The organism is Massilia sp. IC2-477 (assembly GCF_020707265.1).
In the GTDB taxonomy this organism is placed as follows: domain Bacteria; phylum Pseudomonadota; class Gammaproteobacteria; order Burkholderiales; family Burkholderiaceae_D; genus Telluria.
In genome coordinates, this window is sequence record NZ_JAJFEQ010000011.1 from 163,629 (window position 1) to 187,903 (window position 24,275).

The window sequence follows — 24,275 nt, forward strand, 5'->3', positions numbered from 1 at the left end:
GGAAAACAAACATGGGCAAGATCATCGGTATCGACCTGGGAACCACCAACTCCTGCGTCGCGATCATGGAAAATGGCCAGCCTAAGGTCATCGAAAACGCGGAAGGTGCGCGCACCACCCCGTCGATCATCGCTTACCAGGAAGACGGCGAGATCCTCGTCGGCGCCCCGGCCAAGCGCCAGGCTGTGACCAACCCGAAGAACACCCTGTTCGCCGTGAAGCGCCTGATCGGCCGCAAATTCGCGGAGAAGGAAGTCCAGAAAGACATCTCGCTGATGCCGTACCAGATCCTGGGCGCCGACAACGGCGACGCATGGGTCGGCGTGCGCGACAAGAAGCTGGCGCCGCCGCAAATCTCGGCTGAAGTCCTGCGCAAGATGAAGAAGACCGCCGAAGACTACCTCGGCGAAGAAGTGACCGAAGCCGTCATCACCGTGCCGGCCTACTTCAACGACTCGCAGCGCCAGGCGACCAAGGACGCCGGCCGCATCGCGGGCCTGGACGTCAAGCGCATCATCAACGAGCCGACCGCGGCCGCGCTGGCATTCGGCCTGGACAAGACCGACAAGGGTGACCGCAAGATCGCCGTGTACGACCTCGGCGGCGGCACCTTCGACGTGTCGATCATCGAGATCGCCGACGTCGATGGCGAGAAGCAGTTCGAAGTGCTGTCGACCAACGGCGACACCTTCCTGGGCGGCGAAGACTTCGACCAGCGCGTGATCGACTACATCATCGACGAATTCAAGAAGATCAACGGCCTCGACCTGTCGAAGGACCCGATCGCCCTGCAGCGCATCAAGGCTTCGGCCGAGCGCGCCAAGATCGAGCTGTCGTCCTCGCAGCAGACCGAGATCAACGAGCCGTACATCGCCATGGCGAACGGCGCGCCGGTCCACCTGAACCTGAAGATCACCCGCGCCAAGCTGGAAGCGCTGGTGGAAGAACTGATCGCCAAGACCATCGAGCCGTGCCGTGTCGCCATCAAGGACGCCGGCGTGAAAGTCTCGGACATCGACGACATCATCCTGGTCGGTGGCATGACCCGCATGCCGAAGGTCCTGGAAAAGGTGAAGGAATTCTTCGGCAAGGAGCCACGCCGCGACGTCAATCCTGACGAAGCCGTCGCTGTCGGCGCCGCGATCCAGGGCTCGGTGCTGTCGGGCGACCGCAAGGACCTGCTGCTGCTGGACGTGACTCCGCTGTCGCTGGGTATCGAAACCCTGGGCGGCGTGATGACCAAGATGATCCACAAGAACACCACGATCCCGACCAAGTTCTCGCAGGTGTTCTCGACCGCCGACGACAACCAGCCGGCCGTGACCATCAAGGTCTACCAGGGCGAGCGCGAGATCGCAGCGGGCAACAAGGGCCTGGGCGAGTTCAACCTCGAAGGCATCCCGCCGGCACCACGCGGCACCCCGCAGATCGAAGTGACCTTCGACATCGACGCCAACGGCATCCTGCACGTGGGCGCGAAGGACAAGGCCACCGGCAAGGAAAACAAGATCACCATCAAGGCCAACTCGGGCCTGTCGGAAGAAGAAATCCAGAAGATGGTGAAGGATGCCGAGCTGAACGCGGAAGAGGACAAGAAGGTCAAGGAACTGGCCGAAGCCCGCAACCAGGGTGACGCGCTGGTGCACTCGACCCGCAAGTCCCTGACCGAGTACGGCGACAAGCTGGACGCCGGCGAGAAGGAAAAGATCGAAGCGGCCATCACCGACCTGGAAGGCGCGATCAAGAGCGGCGACAAGTCGGACATCGACGCCAAGACCGCGGCCCTGTCGACTGCGGCCCAGAAGCTGGGCGAGAAGATGTACGCCGACATGCAGGCGCAGCAGGCTGGCGCTGCCGGCGCAGCCGGTGGCCAGCAGCCTGGCGGCGAACAGCAGCCGCAGCAGGACGACGTCGTGGACGCGGACTTCAAGGAAGTGAAAGACGCGAAGTAATCCCCGGTGGGGCGGCCTTGAAGCCGCCCTCTCGCGGGAATCGCCGAGCCGCTGCGACCACCAGGTTCCCCGGCTCGGTTTTTTTGCAACCACCGTTTTACCAGTACAACAAGCAAGGTGCCGCCAATGGCAAAGCGTGATTTTTACGAGATCCTCGGGGTCGCCAAGACCGCGTCGGAAGACGACATCAAGAAGGCCTATCGCAAGCTTGCGATGAAATACCACCCTGACCGCAACCCTGACAACAAGGAAGCGGAAGAGAAGTTCAAGGAGGTCAAGGAAGCCTACGAGATGCTGACCAATCCGGAGAAGCGCGAGGCCTATGACCGCTACGGTCACGCCGGCGTGGACCCGAACATGGGCGGCGGCGGCTTCGGTGGCGGGGCAGGCGGGTTCGGCGACGCCTTCGGCGACATCTTCGGCGACATCTTCGGCGGCGGACGTGGCCGCAGCTCGGGCCCGCAGGTCTACCGCGGCGCCGACCTGCGCTACAACCTCGAGATCACCCTGGAGCAGGCGGCCCACGGCTACGAGACCACCATCCGCGTGCCGAGCTGGGACAAGTGCGACACCTGCCACGGCAGCGGCGCCAAGCCGGGCACCCAGCCGGTCACCTGCACCACCTGCTCGGGCCACGGCCAGGTGCGCATGCAGCAGGGTTTCTTCAGCATCCAGCAGACCTGCCCGAAGTGCCATGGCAGCGGCAAGATCATCCCGGAACCGTGCGCGGCCTGCGGCGGCGCCGGACGCATCAAGCGCAACAAGACGCTCGAAGTGAAGATCCCGGCCGGCATCGACAACGGCATGCGCATCCGCTCGACCGGCAACGGCGAGCCGGGCACCAACGGCGGACCGTCGGGCGACCTGTACGTGGAAATCCACATCAAGCCGCACCCGGTGTTCCAGCGCGAAGGCGACGACCTGCACTGCGAAATGCCGATCTCGTTCGCGAAAGCCGCACTCGGCGGCGAGATCGAAGTGCCTACGCTCACCGGCAAGGTGTCGTTCACGGTGCCCGAAGGCACCCAGACCGGCAAGACCTTCCGCCTCAAGGGCAAGGGCGTCAAGGGCGTCCGTTCGGGCTACACCGGCGACCTGTTCTGCCACGTGGTGGTCGAGACCCCGGTCAAGCTGACCGACAAGCAGAAGGACCTGCTGCGCGAGTTCGAGCGCTCCACCAGCGAAGGCGGGGCCAAGCACAGCCCGCAGAGCAAGGGCTGGATGGACAAGGTCAAGGACTTCTTCGAGTAAGAGACCATACTGAACCGCCGGCGGCGAAGGCCCCGGCGGTTTTTTTTCGCCCGGCTGGTATACTTTCGTCTATTCAGCACGCATCAGACAGGAGAGAAATTGGAAAACAAGACGACGGGCGTGACCGCCGAAGACCTCTTCGCACGCAACCGCAAATGGGCCGCCTCGATGGTGGCCGAAGACCCGAACTTCTTCAAGGCGCTGTCGGAACAGCAGGCCCCGGAATACCTGTGGATCGGCTGCTCCGACAGCCGCGTCCCGGCCAACGAGCTGCTGGGCATGGCGCCGGGCGAGCTGTTCGTTCACCGTAACATCGCCAACGTGATCGCGCACTCCGACCTGAACGCCCTGAGCGTGCTGCAGTTCGCGATCGACGTGCTGAAGGTGAAGCACATCATCCTGTGCGGCCACTACGGCTGCTCGGGCGTGGGCGCGGCCCTGACCGGCACTCGCGTGGGCCTGGCCGACAACTGGCTCGGCCACGTGCGCGACGTGCGCGACAAGCATGGCAAGTATCTCGGCAACGTGGCCGGCAAGGCGGCGGTCAACCGCCTGGTCGAGCTGAACGTGGCCGAGCAGGTGATCAACGTGGCCCAGACCACCATCGTGCGCGACGCCTGGGAACGCGGCCAGCCGCTCACCATCCACAGCTGGGTCTATGGCGTGCACGACGGCCTGCTGCGCGACCTCGGCATCACCGTCAGCAGCTTCGAGGAGATCGCACCGAAGCTCGAGCGCGTGCTGCAGGGCTACATGGATGGGGACCAGGTTCGTGACGAACGCCGCGGACAGTGATCTGATCCGTCTGCGCGAGCTCGTCCGCACGTTTGTGGACGAGCGCGACTGGGACCAGTTCCACACGCCCAAGAACCTCGCCTCCGCCCTCAGCGTGGAGGCGGCCGAGCTGCTCGAGCACTTCCAGTGGCTGCAGCATGGGCGGCTCGACGAGCTGGGGCCGGACAAGCAGCGAGCGGTACGCCACGAGATGGCGGACGTGCTGGTGTATCTCGTGCGCCTGGCGGACAAGCTCGACGTCGACCTGTTCGTGGCAGTGCAGGAGAAGATGGTGCTCAACCGCGAGAAGTACCCGGCCGAGCAAGTGAAGGGAGATGCGCGGAAGTACTACGAGTACAAGAAGTAAGCTTCGCCCGGCGTCTCCTGCGTCAGCCTGGCACGGGGCAATTCATGGCATTTCCCGAAAAGCGCACCGCGATGCGGCCCGGCCGCGTCACGGTGCTGTTTGCCCGGCAGTTCAGACCCGGCGGCGGCGGTGCAGCACGCCGAGGCCGAGGAAGCCGGCCGCGAGCAGGCCGAGCGAGGCTGGTTCGGGCACGGCCCTGAAGTCGGCCGTGATGAACATCCTGGATTCGTTCAGCTCGGGGTTGTACCAGACATTGTTGTTGAAGCTTCCGCCGCTGCTCAACATATACTTTAAATCGTTGACCACAACGCCATTCAGGGTGAATGACAGGTTGGAAAGATCGGCCAGCGTCAGGCCGCCGATCGTGTCGCCTGCGGCATTATCGGTGTTGGTAATGTTCAGGTTAACGGTTTCAGAATCGCTAGAAGCGTTTGGGCTGGTAAAGTTAATCGACAGGAAATAGTTGACATTGAATGTGTCCGGCGTAAGCACATCGAGCGTCGACGCGTTAAACCAGCGCAGTTCAGCCAGGACCACATCGTTCGCATCCGTGGACACGTTCCAGTTGCGATCCATCGCGGTGAGCGTAGAGGGAACGAGGATCGCACCCCAGCGAACCTGGGTATCCGAACCTTGGGTCGTATTGACGGTTGAGCAGATGGGTGCCCCTGGGCAGCTGGGATTGCTAAACGATCCATTGGAACTACCCGTGACGATTGCTGCATCGGCCATGGAAGTCGACAGGAGCAACGGTGCGGCGAGAATGGCTGCGCGAATTGCCGAATGCTTGAACATGATCTTCCTTTCAGGATGTAATAATATTTTTCTCAAGCAATTAATTTTCAGAATGTTTTATTTGAGTAAGTTCTCCTTTCTTTAGTTGGCATGGGCCTTTTAGCGAAATTCATGCCAACCGCATATGCCTCTGATTTTTAGTATGTTTATTTTTGTCATCAGTGGTCAATGTAAATTAATTCGACTATTGTGAAGAGAGAAATACAGTCTTGCGTTTTCCAGAGCAACTTTATCCCCTACAATTAACTGAATGATGATTAGAGGAAATTGCAATGTCATGAAATGGTATTTACGCGCTATCGATTGTGAAAGTTAGATTGATTTAAACCTCAGCATTAAGGTAATTTCCTTAACGCATCAAATAATTGAATACGTTGATCTTTTCAACTGTAAATTTTTTCGACATTTGCTAGACGTGGTCGGTCTTAGGTAACAATATTCATGAGTGCCGACCTCGTGAAATAAAGTTTCATGCCTGAGCTAGGCTTTATCGTGTTGGCATGGGTTTGAGGTTGCAGTTAATATTTTGTTACGGAACTATGTTCCGACACAGATCAATGATTGCGACGCGTGCTCGCATGAGGAAATTTGATCTGAAGCAACCCTAATGAAGCCCCATCGCGTTCGAACCAGAATGCCCGTATCATGGTTTCGTGCGCTTCACGACAAGGTTTAGACCATGCGCCCCATCGTCATCGTCCCCGCATGCACGCGTGATTTCGGCGAACACCCCTATCACGCAGCTCAACACAAGTACGTCGACGCCGTCGTCCTCGGCGCCGATTGCGCACCCATGATCCTGCCTTCCCTGGGCGAATCGCTGGACCTGGAAACGGTGCTAGCCCTGTGCGACGGCATCATGCTGACCGGCTCCGCCTCGAACGTGCACCCCAGCTACTATTCCGAGGAAGTGCTCGACCCTTCGCTGCCGCAGGACCCGGCGCGCGACCAGACCACGCTGCCCCTGATCCGCGAAGCGGTCAAGCGCGGCATCCCGATCATCGCGATCTGCCGCGGCTTCCAGGAAATGAACGTGGCCATGGGCGGCAGCCTGCACCAGGCGGTGCAGACCGTGGCCGGCAAGTTCGACCATCGCGAGAATCCCGAGCTCGGCATGGACGAGCAGTACGGGGACGCCCACAACGTCACCATCACCCCGGGCGGCTGCCTGGAGCGCATGCTGGGCGCGTCGGAGATCCCGGTGAACTCGCTGCACGGGCAGGGCGTCAATGAACTCGCACCGGGCCTGAGCGTCGAAGCAGTAGCGGAGGACGGGCTGGTCGAAGCCTTCTCGGTCTCCACCGCGCCCGGCTTCACGCTGGCGGTACAGTGGCACCCCGAATGGCGCATCCAGCACAACCCCTATTCGATGAAGATGTTCGGCGCCTTCGGCAATGCCTGCCGTGAATACCAGGCGCAGAAACAAGCCCTGCAACGGAGCTCCGCATGATGTCGACTGCTCTCGAGACGGCCTTTCTGTGGACGACCAGCGCCGTCCCATAGCTTCCCTGCCTGATGTGACCAGCGCACCCGGCCTGGCCGGTCGTGCGTATCGACGAACCAGACAGTGAGGCAATCATGGCAATCCGCGACAATTTTTCTTACACCGACATGGAGGAGTGGCTCAACGCGAAACGGGTCACCGAAATCGAATGCCTGGTCCCCGACCTGACCGGCGTCGCCCGTGGAAAGATCCTCCCCCGCGTGAAATTCACCGACGACCGCGGCATGCGCATCCCGGAAGTGGTGCTGGGCATGACCGTCACCGGCAACACTCCCGAGCGCGACGAATCGTATAACCGCGCCATCGCGGCCACTGACCGCGACATGATCCTGAAGGCCGACCCGACCACCATCACCATGGTGCCGTGGGCGGTCGACCCGACCGCCCAGGTCATCCACGACTGCTATTTCGCCGACGGCAAGCTGGTCGACTACGCGCCGCGCAGCGTGCTGCGCCGCGTGCTCAAGCTGTACGCCGAGCGCGGCTGGAAGCCCGTGGTGGCGCCCGAGCTCGAGTTCTACCTCACGGCCAAGAACATCGATCCCAACCTGCCGCTCACCTCGCCGGTGGGCCGCAGCGGCCGCGCCGAGACCAGCCGCCAGGTCTACAGCATCGACGCCGTCAACGAATTCGACCCGCTGTTCGAGGACATCTACGACTATTGCGAGATGATGAACCTCGACGTCGACACCCTGATCCATGAGATCGGCGCCGGCCAGATGGAGATCAACTTCCTGCACGGCGATCCGCTCGGCCTGGCCGACAAGGTGTTCTATTTCAAGCGAACCCTGCGCGAAGCGGCGCTCAAGCACGAGATGTACGCCACCTTCATGGCCAAGCCGATGGCTGACGAGCCCGGCTCGGCGATGCACGTGCACCAGAGCGTGGTCGACCTGGAAACCGGCCGTAACATCTTCAGCAACCCGGATGGTTCCCCCGCGCCGGCCTTCCGCCACTACATCGGCGGCCTGCAGCGCTACATGCCCTCGGCGATGGCCATCATCGCGCCCTACGTGAATTCCTACCGCCGCATCGTGCGCCACTCGGCGGCGCCGATCAACCTGCAGTGGGGCATGGACAACCGCACCGTGGGCTTCCGGGTGCCGGTGTCGGGCGCCCAGGACCGGCGCGTCGAGAACCGCGTGATCGGCGCCGACGCCAATCCCTACCTGGCGCTGGCGGTCACGCTGGCCTGCGGCTACCTGGGCATGCTGGATGCGCTGGATCCGAGCCCGATGGTCGAGGTCAGCGCCTACGACATGCCGGTCGAGCTGCCGCAAGGCCTGTCGGAGGCCATCACCCTGTTGCGCCGCGAAGACCGTTTGCGCGACGTCCTGGGCGAGCGCTTCATCGACGTGTACTCTGCGGTAAAGGACCTCGAGCATCAGGAGTTCATGCGCGTCATCAGTCCGTGGGAGCGGGAACACCTGCTGCTGCACGTCTAACTGGTCCTCACGACAATGGGAGCCAGCCATGACAACCAATTCGATGGTGGCCTCGCTGCGCGTGACTGCGCCCGAGGCATCCGAGACCTATGACACCCAGGCCCTGCAGCAGCTCGACAGCGCGCACTACCTGCACCCGTTCACCGACCACGCCGCGCTGCGCGAACGCGGCGCGCGCGTGATCGTCCGCGCCGACGACGTCTACCTGTGGGATTCCGAAGGCAACAAGATCATCGACGGCATGGCCGGGCTGTGGTGCGTCAACGCCGGCTACGGGCGCGCCAGCATCGCCGACGCGGTGCACGCCCAGCTGCTGCAGCTGCCCTTCTATAACAGCTTCTTCAACACCACCAACGTGCCGGCGGTGAAGCTGGCCGCGCTGCTGGCGCGGTTGGCGCCGCCGAACATGCAGCACGTGTTCTTCACTGGCAGCGGCTCGGAAGCGAACGACACCATCGTGCGCATGGTGCGGCGCTACTGGCAGCTGGCCGGCAAGCCCGGGCGCGAAGTCATCATCAGCCGCCGCAACGCCTACCACGGCTCCACCCTTGCGGGGGCCTCGCTGGGCGGCATGGCGGGCATGCACGCCCAGGGCGGCTTGCCGATTCCCGGCATCGTCCACATCGGCCAGCCCAGCTACGCGGAGCACGGGCAGGGCATGAGCGAAGCGGCCTTCGGCCTCGAGGCGGCGGGCTGGCTGGAACAGAAAATCCTGGAAGTGGGGCCGGAGCGCGTGGCCGCCTTCATCGGCGAGCCGGTGCAGGGTGCGGGCGGCGTGATCATCCCGCCGTCGACCTACTGGCCAGAGATCCAGCGCATCTGCGACAAGTACGACATCCTGCTGGTGTCGGACGAAGTGATCTGCGGCTTCGGGCGCCTGGGCACCTGGTTCGGCTGCGAGCTGTTGAAATTCCAGCCCGACCTGATCGCTTTTGCCAAGGGCGTCACCTCGGGCTATGTGCCGCTCGGCGGCGTGCTGGTGGGTTCTCGCGTGGCCCACATGCTGATCGAGAAGGGCGGCGACTTCAACCACGGCTTCACCTATTCCGGCCACCCCGCGGCCTGCGCGGCGGCGCTGGAGAACCTGCGCATCATCGAGGCCGAGGGCCTGGTGCAGCGGGTGGCGCTGGAAACCGGGCCGCACCTGAAGTCCCGCTTCGCATCGCTGGCGATGCATCCGCTGGTTGGGCATGCCGAGACCTGCGGCATGACGGCGGGGCTGAACCTGGTGCGGCGCAAGGGGGCATCCAGGCACGAGTGCGAGGCCTTCCCCGCGGTGCACGCGGTGGGCATGGTCTGCCGCAAGCACATGTTCGACAACGGCGTCATCATGCGCGCGGTGGGCGACCGCATGATCGTGGCGCCGCCGCTGTCGATCACGGTGGGGCAGATCGACGAGATGGTGGAGCGGATCGGGTATTGCCTGGATTTGACGCTGGAGGAGGTGGTGCAGAAGGGGTGGATGGAGTAGCTGCAGGCCTTCTGGCAAACTTGGACGAAATGATGCCAGTGGCATCATTTCGGCCTGCGCCGGGATGACGGTTTTACAGCTAGTGAGTAGAGATAACGTTACCTTCAGGCCCGCTACCTTAGCACGTCATCCCGGCGAAGGCCGGGATCCCATTCCGTCGCTTAGTGTGAACTCAAGCGCTCGCCACGATATGCTTCGTCGGCTCCCCGCCATTGCGGAAAAACTGCGGCGCCAGCGAGCCCGCGAACATGCCGACGAACGCCGCCAGCAGTCCCGCCAGCTGTCCCGGGAAGTGCTCGCCCCAGCTGGTGAGCTGCGGGAAGAACAGCAGCCACACCACGATGCCCGCGCCGATCGACAGGATGGCGCCTTGGGTGGTCGCGCGCTTCCAGTACAGGCCCATCACCAGCGGCACGAAGGCGCCGACCAGGGTCACCTGGTAGGCGCTCGACACCAGTTCATAGATCGAGGTGCCTTCCATCGCGATCGCGTAGCTCAGCACCAGCGCGGCGAAGATCACGATGGTCAGGCGCATCGCGAACAGCTGCTGCTTGTCGCTCATGCCCGGACGCAGGTTCTTCAGGATGTTCTCCACAAAGCTGGTCGACGGCGCCAGCAGGGTGGCCGAGGAGGTGCTCTTGATCGCCGACAGCAGGGCGCCGAAGAACAGGATCTGCATCACCAGCGGCATCTTGGTCATGATGAAGGTCGGCAGCAGGCGCTGGTAGTCGTTCTTGGCGATCTCCATCGCCGAGTTGCCCATCACGACCACGGCCGCGGCCACGATGAACATCGGCACGAAGGCGAACAGGATGTAGCTGGCGCCGCCGATCACGGCGCCGGTGCGCGCGGTCGGGGCGTCCTTGGCCGACATCACGCGCTGGAACACGTCCTGCTGCGGGATCGAGCCGAACATCATGGTGACGGCCGCGCCGACGAAGAAGGCGATGTCGGTGAAGCTCGGCTCCGGCAGCACGCGCCACAGGTCGGCCTGCTGCGCCATCGCCAGCACCTTGTCCGGACCGCCGGCCAGGTCGGCCGCGAAGAAGGCGATGATGGTCATGCCCACCACCAGCACGATCATCTGGATGAAGTCGGTGATCGCCACCGCCAGGAAGCCGCCCACTACGACATAGATCAGCACCGCCAGGGTGCCGATCACCATGCCGGTGGCCGGCGCCATCGCGCCATTGGTGAGCACCGTGAACACCAGGCCCAGGGCCGTGATCTGCGCCGCCACCCAGCCCAGGTAGCTCAGGATGATCGCCACCGAGCAGAATACCTCGATGCCCTTGCCGTAGCGCTGGCGGTAGTAGTCGCCGATGGTCAGGAGGTTCAGTTTATACAGCTTGGAAGCGAAGAACAGGCCGACCAGGATCAGGCACATGCCGGCGCCGAACGGGTCTTCGATGATGGCGTTCAGGCCGCCCTGCACGAACTTGGCCGGCACGCCCATCACGGTCTCGGCGCCGAACCAGGTGGCGAAGGTGGTCGTGATCACCATGATCAGCGGCAGGCTGCGGCCGGCCACGGCGAAGTCGCTGGTATTCTTGATCCGCGTGCCCGCCCACATCCCGAGCCCCAGCGTACCGAGCAGGTAAAGCGCGACGAAAACGATCAAAGTGGTGTTCATGCGGTCGTGGCTCCGAGGAGGAAAAATTATCGGGCGGAAAATCCGCGATTATAAAGGCAGATTCCTGCCGCGGGCATACACTTTGCTCGCTTTTGTCGCAGATGTTGCTTGAATGGGAAGGAATGGAAAAAGCCCGCCATGGAAGCCATGGCGGGCCGGTGGGCTGGGGTGGGCTATATAAAAGGAGCGCTTATTCCTTCAGCGCGGCCGCCAACCTGGCGATGGTGTCGGCATCGGCGCCGACCGCCTTCACGAGGCGCTGGCCGTAGCCGGCGTCGGCCTTCCAGAAGTGCGACAGCATGGTGTGCAGGATGTCCTTGTTGCTCACACGTTTGAGGTCGCCGGACAGGTTGGCGATCAGGTCATCCTGGTCCTGCTTGCTCAGGGAGCGGTAGAACTCGCCTGCCTGGCGGAAGTTCAGGGTCTTGGCGATCCCTTGCTGCTGGGTGGCGCCGCGCAGGGGCAGGGCGGAAGCACGGGCATGCGGGCTGGCCGGGAGCGGCGCCAGGCGGCTCGGCTCGTAATTCACAGAACCGGTGCGGCCGCTGATGTTGGCGGCGCCATCCTGCTGGTGGTTCCTGACCGGGACCAGCGGGCGGTTGATCGGCAGCGACTGGTAGTTGGTGCCCACACGGTGGATCTGGGTGTCGTTGTACGAGAACAGGCGGCCTTGCAGCATGCGGTCTTCCGACGGTTCGATACCCGGCACCACGTTACCCGGGGCGAGGGCGACCTGCTCGGTCGATTCGAAGAAGTTGTCCGGCACGCGGTTCAGCACCATGGTGCCGATCTTGCGTTCCGGTACTCCGGTCCAGACCTTGGTCGCATCGAGCGGGTCGAAGTCGAACTTGTCCAGGTCTTCCGGCTTGAGCGTCTGGATAGTCAGGTCCCAGGTCGGGAACTGGCCCTTGCCAATCGCCTCGTACAGGTCGGAGGTTGCATGGTTGGTGGTCCTGGCCTGCACGGCGCCGATCTCGGCCGGACGCAGGTTGCGCTCGCCCTGGCGCGACTTCCAGGCAAACTTGACGTACGTGTAGGCGCCCTTGGCGTTCACGAATTTGTAGGCATGGACACTGCTGCCGTTCATTTCGCGGTAGTTCGCCGGCACCCCGTAATTGGAATAGACGCGGGTCAGCATGTGCGTCGCTTCCGGGATATGCGAGAAGAAGTCGAAGGCGCGCTGGGGGTCGCCCGTATTGGTCACCGGGTCCGGCTTGAGCGAATGGATCATGTCCGGGAACTTGATCGCATCGCGGATGAAGAAGATCGGCAGGTTGTTGCCGACCAGGTCCCAGTTGCCCTCTTCGGTGTAGAACTTGGTGGCGAAGCCGCGCGGGTCGCGGGCGGTCTCGGTCGAGCCGGCGCCGCCGATGACGGTCGAGAAGCGCACGAACACCGGGGTGACCTTGCCCTTGCTGAACAACTTGGCCTGGGTCAGTTCGCCCAGGTCTTCGGTGGCGGTGAAGCTGCCGTGGGCCCCCGTGCCGCGCGCGTGCACCACGCGTTCCGGGATGCGCTCGCGGTCAAAGCGCTGCAGCTTCTGCACCAGGTGCACGTCCTGCAGCAGCACCGGGCCATTCGGGCCGGCGGTCTGGCTGTTCTGGTTGTCGCCGACGGGGGCGCCGTTATCTTTTGTTAATTGGGCCTTGGCGCCGTTGATCATGGCCATGAGGCCAACTGCGAGGGTCAGGCTGCATGCGACCATGCGGCCGGTAGGAAAGTGCCGAGTTTTCATAACTTCTCTCTATCGATTAATGTCATTCGAGAGAATTATTCTATTGCTCATGCATATGATTGAAGAAATTGATTGTTCCAATCGCGGCGATAGTATTTAGTCGAAAGGCCTCGACGCGCTAAGATTGTCAGCAATAGCTAACAGTCGGAGACAGCGATGACGAATTCTGTGTGGCATGAACGGGCAGATAGCTTGCGGACGGACGGCCGCGCCTTCATCGATGGGTTCCGGGTCGATGCGCGTTCAGGAAACCGCTTCGATTGCTTCTCACCGGTCGACGGCCGCAAGCTGGCCGAGGTCGCCCGCTGCGACGGCCAGGACGCCGACGCGGCCGTGCGCGCCGCCCGCGCCGCCTTCGAGGACAGGCGCTGGGCCGGCAAGGCGCCCGCGGAGCGCAAGAAAATCCTGATCCGCTTCGCCGACCTGATGCTGGCGCATCGGGACGAGCTGGCCCTGCTCGAAACCCTCGACATGGGCAAACCCATCCGCTACAGCCTGAGCGTGGACGTGCAGCTGGCGCAGAACTGCATCCGCTGGTACGGCGAGGCGATCGACAAGATCTACGATCAGGTGGCGCCCACGGGAGAGGACAGCCTGGCCCTGGTCACGCGCGAACCTAGCGGCGTGGTGGCCGCCGTCATCCCCTGGAACTACCCGATGCTGATGGCGGCCTGGAAGATCGGCCCGGCGCTGGCAAGCGGCAACAGCCTGGTCCTCAAGCCGTCGGAAAAAGCGCCCTTGACGTCGCTGCACCTGGCCGAGCTGGCGCTCGAAGCGGGGGTGCCGCCCGGCGTGTTCAACGTCCTGCCCGGCTACGGCAACGAGGCCGGCAGCGCGCTGGCCCTGCACATGGACGTGGACTGCATTGCGTTTACCGGCTCGACCCGCGTCGGCAAGGAGATCCTGCAGATGGCCGGCCAATCGAACCTGAAGCGCGCCTGGACCGAACTGGGCGGCAAGTCGGCCAACATCGTCTGCGCCGACTGCCCCGACCTGGACGCCGCGGTGGAGAGCGCGATCGGCGCGATCTACTTCAACCAGGGCGAGAGCTGCAACGCGCCTTCGCGCCTGTTCGTCGAAGCGTCGATCAAGGATGCGTTCCTGGAAAAGGCGATGGCGCTGGTACCGCGCTACGCGCCGGGCGACCCGCTGGATGAAGCCACCGTGATGGGCGCGATCGTCGACCCGATCCAGATGAAGACGGTGCTCGGCTACATCGAGGACGGCAAGCGCGAAGGCGCACGGCTGCGCGCAGGCGGTGCCGCGGCGCGGCAGGACAGCGGCGGCCTGTACATCGAGCCGACCCTGTTCGACGGCGTCGACCCCACGATGCGCATCGCGCGTGAAGAGATCTTCGGACCGGTGCTGTCGGTGCTGTCCTTCACCGACCTCGATGAGGCCGTGCGCCAGGCCAACGCCACGCCCTACGGCCTCGCCGCCGCGGTGTGGACGGCGGACATGGGCAAGGCGATCCGCACCGCGCGCGCCCTGCGTGCCGGCACCGTGCACGTGAACCAGTACGACAACGACGACATCACGGTGCCCTTCGGCGGCTACAAGCAGTCGGGCAACGGGCGCGACAAGTCGCTCCATGCGTTCGACAAGTACACGGAGCTGAAGACGACCTGGATCCAGGTGCGCTAAGCGCCTGGCTCTCCCGTGAGGCGGCCCTCGGGGCGCTCGTGTATGCTTGGCCGATCAGGATTCCGCTATCGCATGCCATTTACCAGTGGAATGTGACAGCAAGTTTTTATGAAGAAATTCACGCTGCGCCCCCCGGTTACCATCGCCACCATCCTCAGCCTGCTGGTGCTGGCGGCCGCGCTTGCGGTACTGGCCCAGGGCATCCGCAACCAGTCCGCTTCGTTCCAGTCGGTGGTGCACACCCGCGAGGTGCTGGAAAACGTCCAGTCCACCATCGCCCACACGAGCGAAGCCGAAGCAGCCCAGCGCGGTTTCCTGCTGACCGGCAGCACGCCCTTCCTGGCGAGCTACCGCCAGGCACGCGATGCCGTGCTGCCCCAGGTTGCCGAACTGCGCCTGCTGACGCAGGATAATCCGCGCCAGCAGGCCTCGCTGCGCGAATTCGAGGGGGCGCTGCGCACGCGCTTCGACCTGCTCGAGCGCGTCCTGCAGGAACAGCAGGCCGGCCATCCACCCACCCTGGCAACCCTGGAGTCGGGCCTGCGGCTCAAGGAGCGCATCCTGGCGCTGTCGGTGGCGATCCGCGCCGAGGAGCAGCGCCTGCTGGGCGAGCGCCAGGCACGGGTCGAGGCAGGGCGCCGCGAACTGATCGCCGCCTTCGCCACCACCGGCGCGACGGCGATCGCGCTGGTGGTCCTGCTGTGGGTGCTGTCTTCGCGCGACGCCGGGCGCCTGCTGGCCCGGGCCCAGGCGCTGTCCGAATCGGAGGCCAATTACCGCTACACGATCGAACTCAATCCCCAGATACCCTGGCGCGCCTCGCCCGCGGGCGCCATCGAAACCTTTTCGGACCGCTGGCTGTCGCTCACGGGGCAGGCGCGCGAAGCCGTTCCCGGCGCCGGCTGGTCGAGCGCGGTGCTCGACGAAGACCGTCCCGCCATGCTCCAGGCCTGGGCGCAGGCGGTGGCCAACGGCGAGCCCCTCGATGTCGAGTTCCGCATCCGCGCCACCGCCGGCGAGGCGCGCTGGATGCGCTCGCGCGCGGCCCCGCGCCGTGACGAGACCGGCGCCATCGTGGCCTGGTACGGCCTGACCGAAGACATCCACACCCGCAAGGAATCCGAGCTCGCACTCAGCCGCCGGCTGGCCCAGATCGAGACCATCTACCGCGCCGTTCCCGTCGGCCTCGGCCTGCTGGACGCGGACCTGCGCCTGGCGGAACTGAACGATGCGCTGGCCGATGCGGCCGGCAAATCCAAGCGCGAGATGATCGGCGTGGCGCCGATGCTCGTACTGCCGCCGCCGCTGGGAGAGCGCGTCGGCGCCGTGCTGGAGCAGGTCGTGCGCGACTGCCGCCAGGTCAGCGGCGTCGAGTTCAGCAGCAGTGTGGACGGCGATCCTGCGGCCGGCGTTCCGGCGCGGCAGCGCGACTGGCTGGCCAGTTTCTATCCGGTCCTCGATGGGGCGCGGCTGGAAGGCGTCGTCGTCGCCCTGCTGGAAGTCACGCAGATCAAGGCTGCCCAGCGCAAGCTGATCGAAGCCAACCAGCTGCTCGAGCAGCGGGTCGAGGAACGGACCGAACAGATCGCCGAAGCGAATGCCGAGCTGCGCGCGTTCGCCCACACCGTGGCGCACGACCTGCGCGCGCCGCTGCGCAACGTCGAGGGATTCGCCACCGCCCTGCTCGAGGACGAGGCCGAGCGCATGTCCGAGGACGGCAGGATGTTCGCGGGCCGGATCGTGGCCGCGGTGGTGCGCATGGACCGCCTGATCACCGACCTGCTGGCCTACAGCCGTCTGTCGCGTTCTGAGCTGCGCCTCGAACGGGTCGAGCTCGGCGCCGTCGTCAAGACGGTGCTGCGCGACCTCGAGGCCCAGGTGGCGGAAAGCGGCGCGCGCTTCGAGCTCGCCTGGCCCTTGCCGGTCGTGCGCGGCAATGCGACCATCCTGGTGCAGGTCATCGCCAACCTGGTGTCGAACGCCATCAAGTTCGTGGACAAGGGCGTGACCCCACGCATCGCGATCGCGGGAATGCGCGATGGCGCGGTAGTCCGCCTCCTGATCGGCGATAATGGCATTGGCATCGCGCCCGAACACCGCGAGCACGTGTTCGGGGTGTTCGAGCGCCTCCACGGCCATGAGCGCTACCCCGGCACCGGCATCGGCCTGGCGATCGTGAAGAAAGGCCTCGAGCGCATGGAAGGCACGGTGCGCATCCTCGACCGCGAGGGCGGCGGCACCACCTTCGAGCTGGCCATGCAGGCTGCCGACTGACGACAAGGAAACAAGCGATGGAAAGCATGAGCGACGAGGACGACGCGACCGGACTGCCGGTCATCCTGCTGGTGGAGGACAATCCGGACGATGTGCTGCTGGCGCGGCGCGCCGTCAAGAAGGCTGCCCTGTCGGTGTCGCTGCAGGTGGTGCAAGACGGCGACGAAGCCGTGGCCTACCTGGACGGCGGCGCGCATTTTGCCGACCGCGAGCGCCATCCGCTCCCGGACCTGGTGCTGCTCGACCTGAAGCTGCCCAAGCGCTCCGGCCTCGAGGTATTGCGCTGGGTGCGCAGCCAGTCCGTGCTGGATGCGACGCCCGTGGTCGTGCTGACGTCCTCGGGCGAGGACGAAGACATCCAGAAGGCCTATGCGCTGGGCGCCAACTCCTACCTGCAGAAACCGGTGGCCTTCCACGGCCTGGTCCAGCTGCTCGGCGTGCTCGACCTGTACTGGTTCAGGAACAACCTGACCGCGCCGCCGGCCGCCGCGGGCGCCCACCAATGAAATGCGAACGATGACACTGGATATTCTGCTGCTTGACGATAACCCCGATGACCGCGCGCTGGCGCGGCGCGAACTCGAACGCAATCTGCCGGACTGCACGATCGAGGAAGTGGGCGACCGCGCCGGCTGGGAGCGGGTGCTCCAGGCCGGGCTGCGCGTCGACATCGTCATCACCGATTTCCAGATGCGCTGGATCACCGGGCTGGACATCCTCAAGCAGGTCAAGGCTTTCGACGCGCAGATGCCGGTCATCATGTTCACCGCTACCGGCACCCAGGAGATCGCTGTCGAGGCGATGAAGCTCGGCCTGGATGACTACGTCATCAAGAGCCCGCGCCACTATGCGCGCCTGCCGGTCGCCGTGCACACCTGCCTCGGCCGCAACGAGATCCGGGCGCGTGCGATCCGTTCCGAAACCCGCCTGGCTGCCTTGCTCGAGAATATCCATCTCGGTGTGTTCCGCATGTCGCTCGAAGGCAGGCTGGAAGAAGCCAACCGCGCCTTCTGGACCATGCTGGGAGGCGATCCCAGTGCGCCGGACTCCCTGCGCCACCCGCTGCTCGACCAGGTCATGGCTCGCCTGCCGCAACTGCAGGCGGTGTCCGACAGCGCCGAACTGCAGGCCGAACTCGGGGCCACCGACGAGGCCGGGCGCTTCTACGTCGTCAAGCTGGTGCGCGTGAAAGTCAACGGCCACGACGCCATCGACGGCATCGTGGAAGACGCCACCTCGCTGCGCCGCGCCGGCGCCGAGATCCACCGCCTGAACGCCGAGCTGGAACAGCGCATCATCGAGCGCACCCGCCAGCTGCAGGAGGCCAACGAGGCGCTCGAGACCTTCGGGTTCTCGGTCTCGCACGACCTGCGCGAGCCGCTGCGCACCATCCAGGGCTACGCGGCCGCGTTGAGCCAGGACCTGGCGGCGCGCGACTTCAGCAATTTCGAACAGTACGTCGAGCGCATCAACGCCATTGCGCGCCGTATCGACCTGATGGTGTCGGACCTGCTGGAATTCGCGCGCCTGTCGCGCGATGAAATCAGGTCCGACAGCCTGTCCTTGCGCGAGGTGGTGCAGGATGCGCAGTCCGTCCTGCAGAGCGAACCGACCTATCGCGCCGCCGACATCCAGGTCGATGTGCCCGATGACTTGATGGTGAAGGCCCACCGGCCGGTGCTGGTGCAGGCCTTGACCAACCTGCTCGGCAATGCCGTGAAGTTCGTGCGGCCGAACACGCACGCGGCGGTGCTGGTCGTAGCGCAGGCCCATGGCCGCCAGGTCCGCATCGAGGTCCAGGACAACGGCATCGGCATGGCGGACGAGGCCCGGGAACGCGTATTCGACGTGTTCGAGCGCCTCCATGGCGAAGAAGAATATCCGGGCACCGGCATCGGGCTGGCGATCGTCAAGAAAGGCGTCGAGCGCATGCAGGGAAGCGTCGGCGTGGAGTCGGCGCCGGGCATCGGATCGACTTTCTGGATCGAGTTGCCCGGTGCCTGAATCCATCACCCCATCGACCCCCTTGCGGGTCCTGCTCATCGACGACAACCCGGACGACCGCGCCCTGGTCGAGCGCGAACTCAGGCTGCGTATCGAGGCCATCGAGGTGCGCCACATCAGTGACGGCGCCGGCCTGGCCGAGGTCCTGGACGCCGGCGGCTTCGACGTCGCCGTGACCGATTACCGCCTGCGCTGGACGGTCGGCACCGAGGTCCTGCGCGACATCAAGGGACGCTATCCCGAGGTGCCGGTCATCATGTTCACCGGCAGCGGCAACGAGGAGGTGGCGGTCGACGCCATGAAAGAGGGCCTGGACGACTACATCACCAAGACGCCCAAGCACTATCCACGCGTGCCCTTCGCCGTGCTGGCCTGCTTCGAGCGGGTGAACAACCGCGCCAGGCTGCAGGCATCGGTGGCCCGCGAATCGCTGGCAAAGGCGCGACTCGAGGTCGCGCTGCAGTCGGCCGGCATGGCGACCTGGCAGGTGGACCTGGCCAGCGGGCAGCTGTCCTGTTCCGAGGACGCCGGACCGATGTTCGGCCATCCGCCCGGCTTCGTGCACCAGGACCCGGCCGCGGCGCTGGCCCAGCTGCACCCGGAGGACCTGGGCCGCCTGCAGGACTTGTGGAACACGGTCCTGGACGGGTCCAGCCGCGTCGCCGCCGAGTTCCGGGTGCTGGGCGCGGACGGCGGGCTGCGCTGGATCGCCGGCAGCGCCAAGCTGCTGCAGCACGATGGCAGCCGGGCGTCCCTGGTCATCGGCACCCTGCGCGACGTGACGCTTGACGTCATGGCCAAGGAGGCGCAGCGCAAGCAGCAGGAAGAGCTGCAGACCATCCTCGACGTGCTGCCGGTCGGTATCGCCATCAGCCGCGATGCCGAGGCACGCCACATCGAGATCACGCCTGCGTTCTCGGCGCTGCTGGGCGTCGACCACGGCCCCGGATATGACCGGGTCGGCACGCAGGAGCGGCCCTATCGCTACCTGCGCGCCGGCGAGCCGATCGAACCGGAAGACTGGCCGATGCGCATGGCGGCGCGGCTCGGCAGGCCGGTGCGCGGCGACGAGCTCGACGTGCAGTTCGAGGATGGCCGCTCGCTCACCATCCTGGTCAATGCGGCGCCCCTGTTCGACGCGCAGGCGCGGGTGCGCGGCGTGGTCGCGGCCATCGTGGATGTCAGCGCGCTCAAGGACGTGCAGCGCGAACTGGAAAAGGCGAACCGGCAAAAGACCGAGTTCCTGTCGGTGCTGGCGCACGAACTGCGCAACCCGATGGCCGCCATCGGCTATTCGGTCGAGATGCTGCGCCACGTGGGCACGCCCGCCACCATCGCCAGGGCGCGCGACGTGATTGCGCGCCAGACCCGCCACATGGGCCGCCTGCTCGACGACCTGCTCGACCTGAGCCGCATCACGCTCAATCGCATCGAACTCGACCGGCGTCCGGTCGACCTCCGGCGCACCATCGAGCTGGCCTACGAGAGCACGCGCGCCCTGATCGAGTCGCTCGGCCACGACATCCGCTTCGACCTGCCCGCGGCGCCGGTGATGGTGGAGGGCGACGAGGTGCGCCTGACCCAGATCGTCAGCAACCTGCTGAACAATGCCGCCAAGTTCACCCCGGGGGCGGGCGCGATCGTGGTGCGCGCAGCCGTCGAGGGCGAGCGGGCGGTCGTCACGGTGGCCGACAACGGCGCCGGGATCGCGCCGGAGCAGCTCGAGTCCGTGTTCGAGATGTTCTCGCAGGGGCAGTCGAAGGTCAGCGGCGGACCGGAAGGCCTGGGCATCGGCCTGGCGGTCGTGCGCCGGCTGGTCGAACTGCATGGCGGAAGGGTAGAGGCGCTCAGCGAAGGCGCCGGGCATGGCGCGACGATCCGGGTGGAACTGCCATGCATGGACGGCGGCGCCATGGCGGAACAGGATGAGGCGGGCCTGGTCGTGGCCGCAGGCACGCAGGCGCGGCTGCTGGTCGCCGACGACAACATCGACGCGGCAGACCTGCTGGCCGACGTGCTGCGCATGGAAGGCTACGCGGTCCAGGTGGCCTATGACGGCCGCGAGGCCATCCGGATGGCCGACCAGTGGCGGCCCGACGCGCTGGTGCTGGACATCGGCATGCCGCATGCCAATGGGCTCGAGGTGGCGCGCTGGGTACGCGGGCAGGACTGGGGCAGGAAGGCTGCGCTAATCGCCGTCACGGGCTGGGGACAGCAGCACGACCGCAGCGCGACGCTGGAGGCGGGATTCGACGAACACCTCGTCAAGCCGGTCAGCCCCCAGGACATCGTCGCGGCCCTGGGCCGGCACATGCCTTAGGTTTTTACCCGCTCGTCGTCTCCATCGCTGCGACGGAGCCTTCGATCCGGTCTGTCACGCGTTCAGATCGCCATGTCCCGCAGCACCTTGGAGGCATCCCGGTTCGCCCCCAGCACGGCGCCGTCGCGCATGTGGATCTGCAGCTGCGACTGGTCGTCGGCGCGCATCGATTCCACGAAGTCCAGGTTCACCAGCGCCGAGCGGTGGATGCGCACGAAGCGCGCCGGGTCGAGCTGGGCCTCGAGTTCCGAGATGCCGATCCGGACCAGGAAGTTCTGGCCACGCGCCGCGATCACCGTGTATTTCGAATCGGCCTTCATGTATTCGATCTCGCCGGTGGCGAGCGGGAAGATGCGGCCGCGGTCGCGCACCAGGATGCGGTCCAGCCGCGCCGGTGCACCCGAGGCCTGCACCAGGGCGCCCTCGATCTCCTCGCGCGCATGCACGGGACCGTCGAGCAGGCGCGCCACCGCCGCCGCGAAGCGGGCCTGGGTGAAGGGCTTGAGCAGGTAGTCCACCGCATGCAGTTCGAAAGCCGTCACCGCGTACTGGTCGTAGGCGGTGGTGAACACGATCTGCGGCAGGTAGTCGAGCCGGCGCAGCACTTCCAGGCCGGTCATCTCGGGCATCTGGATGTCCATGAACACGACCTCGGGACGCAGGCGCGTGATGTGGGCCAGGGCGCTGGCGCCGTCGGCCGCTTCGCCGACCAGGCGCAGGCCCGGGTGGGCATAGATGGCGTCGCGCAGCACGTCGCGCGCCAGCGGTTCGTCTTCCGCGAAGAACGCGGTCTTCATGCTCATGCGAAGCTCTCCTCACGGACTGCCGGAATGGTAAGCGATACGCTGAATCCCGCGCCCGGCGCGCTCTGCACACGCATCGCGGCACGGCTGCCGTAGTCCAGCTGCAGGCGCCGTTCGATGGTGCGCAGGCCCAGGCCCGGCGCGCTGGCGATCGACGCCGGATCGGCGCCGGGGCCGGTGTCGCGCACCGTGATGGTCAAGGCGCCGGTGGTGGCGTCGCGCCGGGTGCGGATTTGCAGGATGCCGGGCCGGGTGTGCGGGTTGAAGGCGTGCTTGATGCTGTTCTCGACCAGGGGCTGCAGCGACAGGGCCGGCAGCGGATGGTCGCCCGCGTCCTCGTCGAGGTCCCAATCGACGTGCAGGCGCTGGCCCAGGCGCAGCTGTTCCAGTTCCAGGTAGTCGCGTACGAAATCGAGTTCGGCGTCGAGCGTGACGCGGTCGCTGCCGCTGCGCTCGGTGTCGAGCACATAGCGCAGCATGTCCGAGAATTGGAACAGCGCGGTCTCGGCGGCGGCCGGATTGCGCTGGGTGAGCGCGATGATCGAATGCAGCGTGTTGAACAGGAAGTGCGGATTGAGCTTGTTGCGCAGCGCACTCAGCTCCGAGGCGATCACCAGGTTCTGCGCATCCTTCATGGCCAGCGCCTGGCGGTGCGCCTTCTCGCCGGCGCGGATCAGGTGGAAGATGCCGGCGCTGAGCAGGTAGGTCATGGCATGGTAGAGCAGCGGCCAGATGTACCAGCTGAGCGGCTTGCCGGCCTTGAAGATCGACCAGAACGGCCCCTGCGCGAGGACGGCGAAGGCGATGGCGGCGGCGATGTGGATGGACAGGATCCTGGGCAGACTGTACTCGCGGCGCTCCAGCCAGCCGGTCAGCGGCCAGACCAGGGCCAGCAGCAGTGCGGACGGAATCAGGCTGACGATCGTCAGCGCGAACCTGGGGAGGTCGAAGCGTCCGCCGGACACATTGTCGAGCTGGTCCGCGACAGCCAGGAAAACCGCATAGGCCAGCCAGACCAGGGCGTAGATCCGCCACATCAGCCTGTGGCGCGGCGCGTTGGGTGAAGTCGTCATGGGCGGATTGTCACCCATGGACGGACCGGATGGATCTGCCATGACGCGAAATGCGGGATTCGGTATCCGGGATGAGGAAATCCGGAACCGGGCTTAGGGGCAGGGCAGGGTGATGGTCAGGCGCGTGCGCCCGTGGCCCGTGTCCATGCCCACGCTGCCGCCCTGCACCTCGGCCATCAGGCGGATCGAGTAGGTGCCGAGTCCATTGCCGCCGATCTTGTCGGATGGTGCGTACTTCTCGAAGAAGCGCTCGCGCGCCGCCGGCGGCACTTCGCCGGCGTTGTCGATCATGACGTGCAGGTTGCCATAGCCCGGCGCGATGTTGACCGTGACGCGGCCACCCGGCGGCGAGGCCTCGATCGCGTTCTTCAGCACGTTATTGAACAGCGAGTAGCACAGCAGCGGCTCGCCCAGGCATGTCACGTCCTGCGGCGCCTCGAAGCTGACCGTGACGTCGCTGCTGTCGAAGGCGAGCCGGACCTGCTGGCAGACCTTGGCCAGCATCTCGCTCAGGTCGAACACCTGCAACGCCGGCTGGTAGCTGCCCTGTTCCATCTTGTAGACGTCGAGGGTGCGGTTGATCATCTCGAGCGCGTTCTCGGCCGCGGTCTCGATCATGTGGGCCTGTTCGCGCTGGTTCGGCGTGAGCGGGCTGCAGAGCAGGGCCTGGCTGCCGTGCAGCGCCACCGCGATCGGGCTTTTCAGGTCGTGGCGCGTCATGCGCTCGACGTCTTCGCGCAGGCGCGCGTTCTCGATCAGGAGTTCGTTCTGGCGCTTGACGTCCTGCATGGCCGTGGCCAGCAGCAGGTGGGCCGACAGGCGCGCCTTCAGGATGGTCGGATCGGCCGGCTTGGACACGTAATCCACCGCGCCCAGGCGCAGGCCGGCCACCACGTCCTCGGTGCCGTCGCGGGCGGACAGGAAGATGATCGGGATGTGGGCGGTCTTCGGGTTGGCCTTGAGCTGGCGGCAGGTCTCGAAGCCGTCCATCACCGGCATCATGATGTCGAGCAGGATCAGGTCGATGTGGAAGGCGTCCGCGATCTCGAGCGCCTTCTTGCCGCTGATCGCGACCTTGATCGCGTATTCGTCCTTCAGCACGCCGGCCAGCACTTCGATGTTGGTCGGAATGTCGTCCACGATCAGCACCGTCGATTTCTTCACCCGCTCGCCGATCGGCGCATCCAGGCCGATGACGTTCGATTCGGGCAGCAGGGCCGGGGCGGCGGG

At 65.2% G+C, this 24,275-nt stretch carries 18 protein-coding genes; 12 read left to right on the plus strand and 6 right to left on the minus strand.

The features are described 5' to 3' along the window. Positions 1-11: 11 nt before the first annotated feature. The 4 genes from dnaK to LK542_RS20730 all read left to right on the plus strand — a co-directional run bounded on the left by dnaK (position 12) and on the right by LK542_RS20730 (position 4,344). Complete coding sequence (dnaK, locus tag LK542_RS20715; RefSeq protein ID WP_227802007.1) at positions 12-1,952, plus strand: molecular chaperone DnaK; 1,941 nt, start codon at positions 12-14, stop codon at positions 1,950-1,952. A 126-nt stretch (positions 1,953-2,078) separates the two neighbouring features. Beyond that, positions 2,079-3,203: a molecular chaperone DnaJ gene (dnaJ, locus tag LK542_RS20720; RefSeq protein ID WP_227802006.1), complete on the plus strand. Its 1,125-nt coding sequence runs from the start codon at positions 2,079-2,081 to the stop codon at positions 3,201-3,203. 99 nt (positions 3,204-3,302) lie between these two features. After that, on the plus strand, positions 3,303-3,998 hold the full coding sequence (can, locus tag LK542_RS20725; protein WP_227802005.1) for a carbonate dehydratase: 696 nt from the start codon (positions 3,303-3,305) through the stop codon (positions 3,996-3,998). Beyond that, on the plus strand, positions 3,961-4,344 hold the full coding sequence (locus LK542_RS20730; protein ID WP_227813410.1) for a nucleotide pyrophosphohydrolase: 384 nt from the start codon (positions 3,961-3,963) through the stop codon (positions 4,342-4,344). The genes can and LK542_RS20730 overlap by 38 nt, the downstream gene beginning before the upstream one ends. 111 nt (positions 4,345-4,455) lie before the next feature. Here LK542_RS20730 and LK542_RS20735 read toward each other — a convergent pair whose 3' ends face one another. Continuing rightward, positions 4,456-5,139 carry a choice-of-anchor K domain-containing protein gene (locus LK542_RS20735; RefSeq protein WP_227813411.1) on the minus strand — a complete coding sequence of 228 codons (684 nt, stop codon included), beginning with the start codon at positions 5,137-5,139 and terminating at the stop codon, positions 4,456-4,458. A gap of 679 nt (positions 5,140-5,818) precedes the next feature. Here LK542_RS20735 and LK542_RS20740 point away from each other — a divergent pair. The 3 genes from LK542_RS20740 to LK542_RS20750 all read left to right on the plus strand — a co-directional run bounded on the left by LK542_RS20740 (position 5,819) and on the right by LK542_RS20750 (position 9,559). Continuing rightward, entirely contained in the window at positions 5,819-6,589 is a 771-nt protein-coding gene (locus tag LK542_RS20740) for a gamma-glutamyl-gamma-aminobutyrate hydrolase family protein (protein ID WP_227802003.1), read from the plus strand. A gap of 128 nt (positions 6,590-6,717) precedes the next feature. After that, complete coding sequence (locus tag LK542_RS20745; RefSeq protein ID WP_227802002.1) at positions 6,718-8,088, plus strand: glutamine synthetase family protein; 1,371 nt, start codon at positions 6,718-6,720, stop codon at positions 8,086-8,088. Positions 8,089-8,116: 28 nt separating this feature from the next. Continuing rightward, positions 8,117-9,559 (plus strand): aspartate aminotransferase family protein, encoded by a 1,443-nt coding sequence (locus LK542_RS20750; protein WP_227813412.1) that lies wholly within the window; start codon positions 8,117-8,119, stop codon positions 9,557-9,559. A 172-nt stretch (positions 9,560-9,731) separates the two neighbouring features. Here the strand turns inward: LK542_RS20750 and LK542_RS20755 are convergent, their stop codons facing one another. Then, on the minus strand, positions 9,732-11,192 hold the full coding sequence (locus LK542_RS20755) for a sodium:solute symporter family protein (RefSeq protein WP_227802000.1): 1,461 nt from the start codon (positions 11,190-11,192) through the stop codon (positions 9,732-9,734). A 190-nt stretch (positions 11,193-11,382) separates the two neighbouring features. Then, a complete protein-coding gene (locus LK542_RS20760) occupies positions 11,383-12,927 on the minus strand; it encodes a catalase (RefSeq protein ID WP_227813413.1) in 1,545 nt (514 codons plus the stop codon). Positions 12,928-13,083: 156 nt separating this feature from the next. Between LK542_RS20760 and LK542_RS20765 the strand changes: the two genes are divergently transcribed. From LK542_RS20765 to LK542_RS20785, 5 genes are all read left to right on the plus strand, one after another. Next, positions 13,084-14,571, plus strand: coding sequence for an aldehyde dehydrogenase (locus LK542_RS20765; RefSeq protein WP_227813414.1), 1,488 nt, complete (start codon positions 13,084-13,086; stop codon positions 14,569-14,571). Positions 14,572-14,679: 108 nt separating this feature from the next. After that, positions 14,680-16,845, plus strand: coding sequence for a CHASE3 domain-containing protein (locus tag LK542_RS20770; RefSeq protein ID WP_227813415.1), 2,166 nt, complete (start codon positions 14,680-14,682; stop codon positions 16,843-16,845). A gap of 17 nt (positions 16,846-16,862) precedes the next feature. After that, the gene (locus tag LK542_RS20775; protein WP_227813416.1) at positions 16,863-17,351 is read left to right on the plus strand and encodes a response regulator; all 489 of its coding nucleotides are present in this window, start codon (positions 16,863-16,865) and stop codon (positions 17,349-17,351) included. A 10-nt stretch (positions 17,352-17,361) separates the two neighbouring features. Continuing rightward, positions 17,362-18,849, plus strand: a complete 1,488-nt coding sequence (locus LK542_RS20780) for an ATP-binding protein (RefSeq protein ID WP_227801995.1) — start codon at positions 17,362-17,364, stop codon at positions 18,847-18,849. Beyond that, on the plus strand, positions 18,842-21,169 hold the full coding sequence (locus LK542_RS20785; RefSeq protein ID WP_227813417.1) for a response regulator: 2,328 nt from the start codon (positions 18,842-18,844) through the stop codon (positions 21,167-21,169). Before LK542_RS20780 ends, LK542_RS20785 begins: the two co-directional genes overlap by 8 nt. A 62-nt stretch (positions 21,170-21,231) precedes the next feature. Here the strand turns inward: LK542_RS20785 and LK542_RS20790 are convergent, their stop codons facing one another. The 3 genes from LK542_RS20790 to LK542_RS20800 form a co-directional block, all read right to left on the minus strand. Beyond that, on the minus strand, positions 21,232-21,972 hold the full coding sequence (locus LK542_RS20790) for a LytTR family DNA-binding domain-containing protein (RefSeq protein WP_227813418.1): 741 nt from the start codon (positions 21,970-21,972) through the stop codon (positions 21,232-21,234). Continuing rightward, a complete protein-coding gene (locus LK542_RS20795; protein ID WP_227813419.1) occupies positions 21,969-23,045 on the minus strand; it encodes a sensor histidine kinase in 1,077 nt (358 codons plus the stop codon). Before LK542_RS20795 ends, LK542_RS20790 begins: the two co-directional genes overlap by 4 nt. Before the next feature lie 93 nt (positions 23,046-23,138). Next, a partial coding sequence (locus tag LK542_RS20800) for a hybrid sensor histidine kinase/response regulator (protein ID WP_227813420.1) occupies positions 23,139-24,275 on the minus strand: 1,137 nt, incomplete at its 5' end.

Bases quoted from the DNA above. Each gene is read 5' to 3' on its own strand.
- LK542_RS20740 (WP_227802003.1), top strand. From the start codon at position 5,819: ATGCGCCCCATCGTCATCGTCCCCGCATGCACGCGTGATTTCGGCGAA.
- dnaJ (WP_227802006.1), top strand. From the start codon at position 2,079: ATGGCAAAGCGTGATTTTTACGAGATCCTCGGGGTCGCCAAGACCGCG.
- LK542_RS20745 (WP_227802002.1), top strand. From the start codon at position 6,718: ATGGCAATCCGCGACAATTTTTCTTACACCGACATGGAGGAGTGGCTC.
- LK542_RS20795 (WP_227813419.1), bottom strand. From the start codon at position 23,045: ATGACGACTTCACCCAACGCGCCGCGCCACAGGCTGATGTGGCGGATC.
- LK542_RS20780 (WP_227801995.1), top strand. From the start codon at position 17,362: ATGACACTGGATATTCTGCTGCTTGACGATAACCCCGATGACCGCGCG.
- LK542_RS20730 (WP_227813410.1), top strand. From the start codon at position 3,961: ATGGGGACCAGGTTCGTGACGAACGCCGCGGACAGTGATCTGATCCGT.
- LK542_RS20735 (WP_227813411.1), bottom strand. From the start codon at position 5,139: ATGTTCAAGCATTCGGCAATTCGCGCAGCCATTCTCGCCGCACCGTTG.
- dnaK (WP_227802007.1), top strand. From the start codon at position 12: ATGGGCAAGATCATCGGTATCGACCTGGGAACCACCAACTCCTGCGTC.
- LK542_RS20770 (WP_227813415.1), top strand. From the start codon at position 14,680: ATGAAGAAATTCACGCTGCGCCCCCCGGTTACCATCGCCACCATCCTC.
- LK542_RS20755 (WP_227802000.1), bottom strand. From the start codon at position 11,192: ATGAACACCACTTTGATCGTTTTCGTCGCGCTTTACCTGCTCGGTACG.
- LK542_RS20750 (WP_227813412.1), top strand. From the start codon at position 8,117: ATGACAACCAATTCGATGGTGGCCTCGCTGCGCGTGACTGCGCCCGAG.
- LK542_RS20765 (WP_227813414.1), top strand. From the start codon at position 13,084: ATGACGAATTCTGTGTGGCATGAACGGGCAGATAGCTTGCGGACGGAC.
- LK542_RS20760 (WP_227813413.1), bottom strand. From the start codon at position 12,927: ATGAAAACTCGGCACTTTCCTACCGGCCGCATGGTCGCATGCAGCCTG.
- LK542_RS20775 (WP_227813416.1), top strand. From the start codon at position 16,863: ATGGAAAGCATGAGCGACGAGGACGACGCGACCGGACTGCCGGTCATC.
- LK542_RS20790 (WP_227813418.1), bottom strand. From the start codon at position 21,972: ATGAGCATGAAGACCGCGTTCTTCGCGGAAGACGAACCGCTGGCGCGC.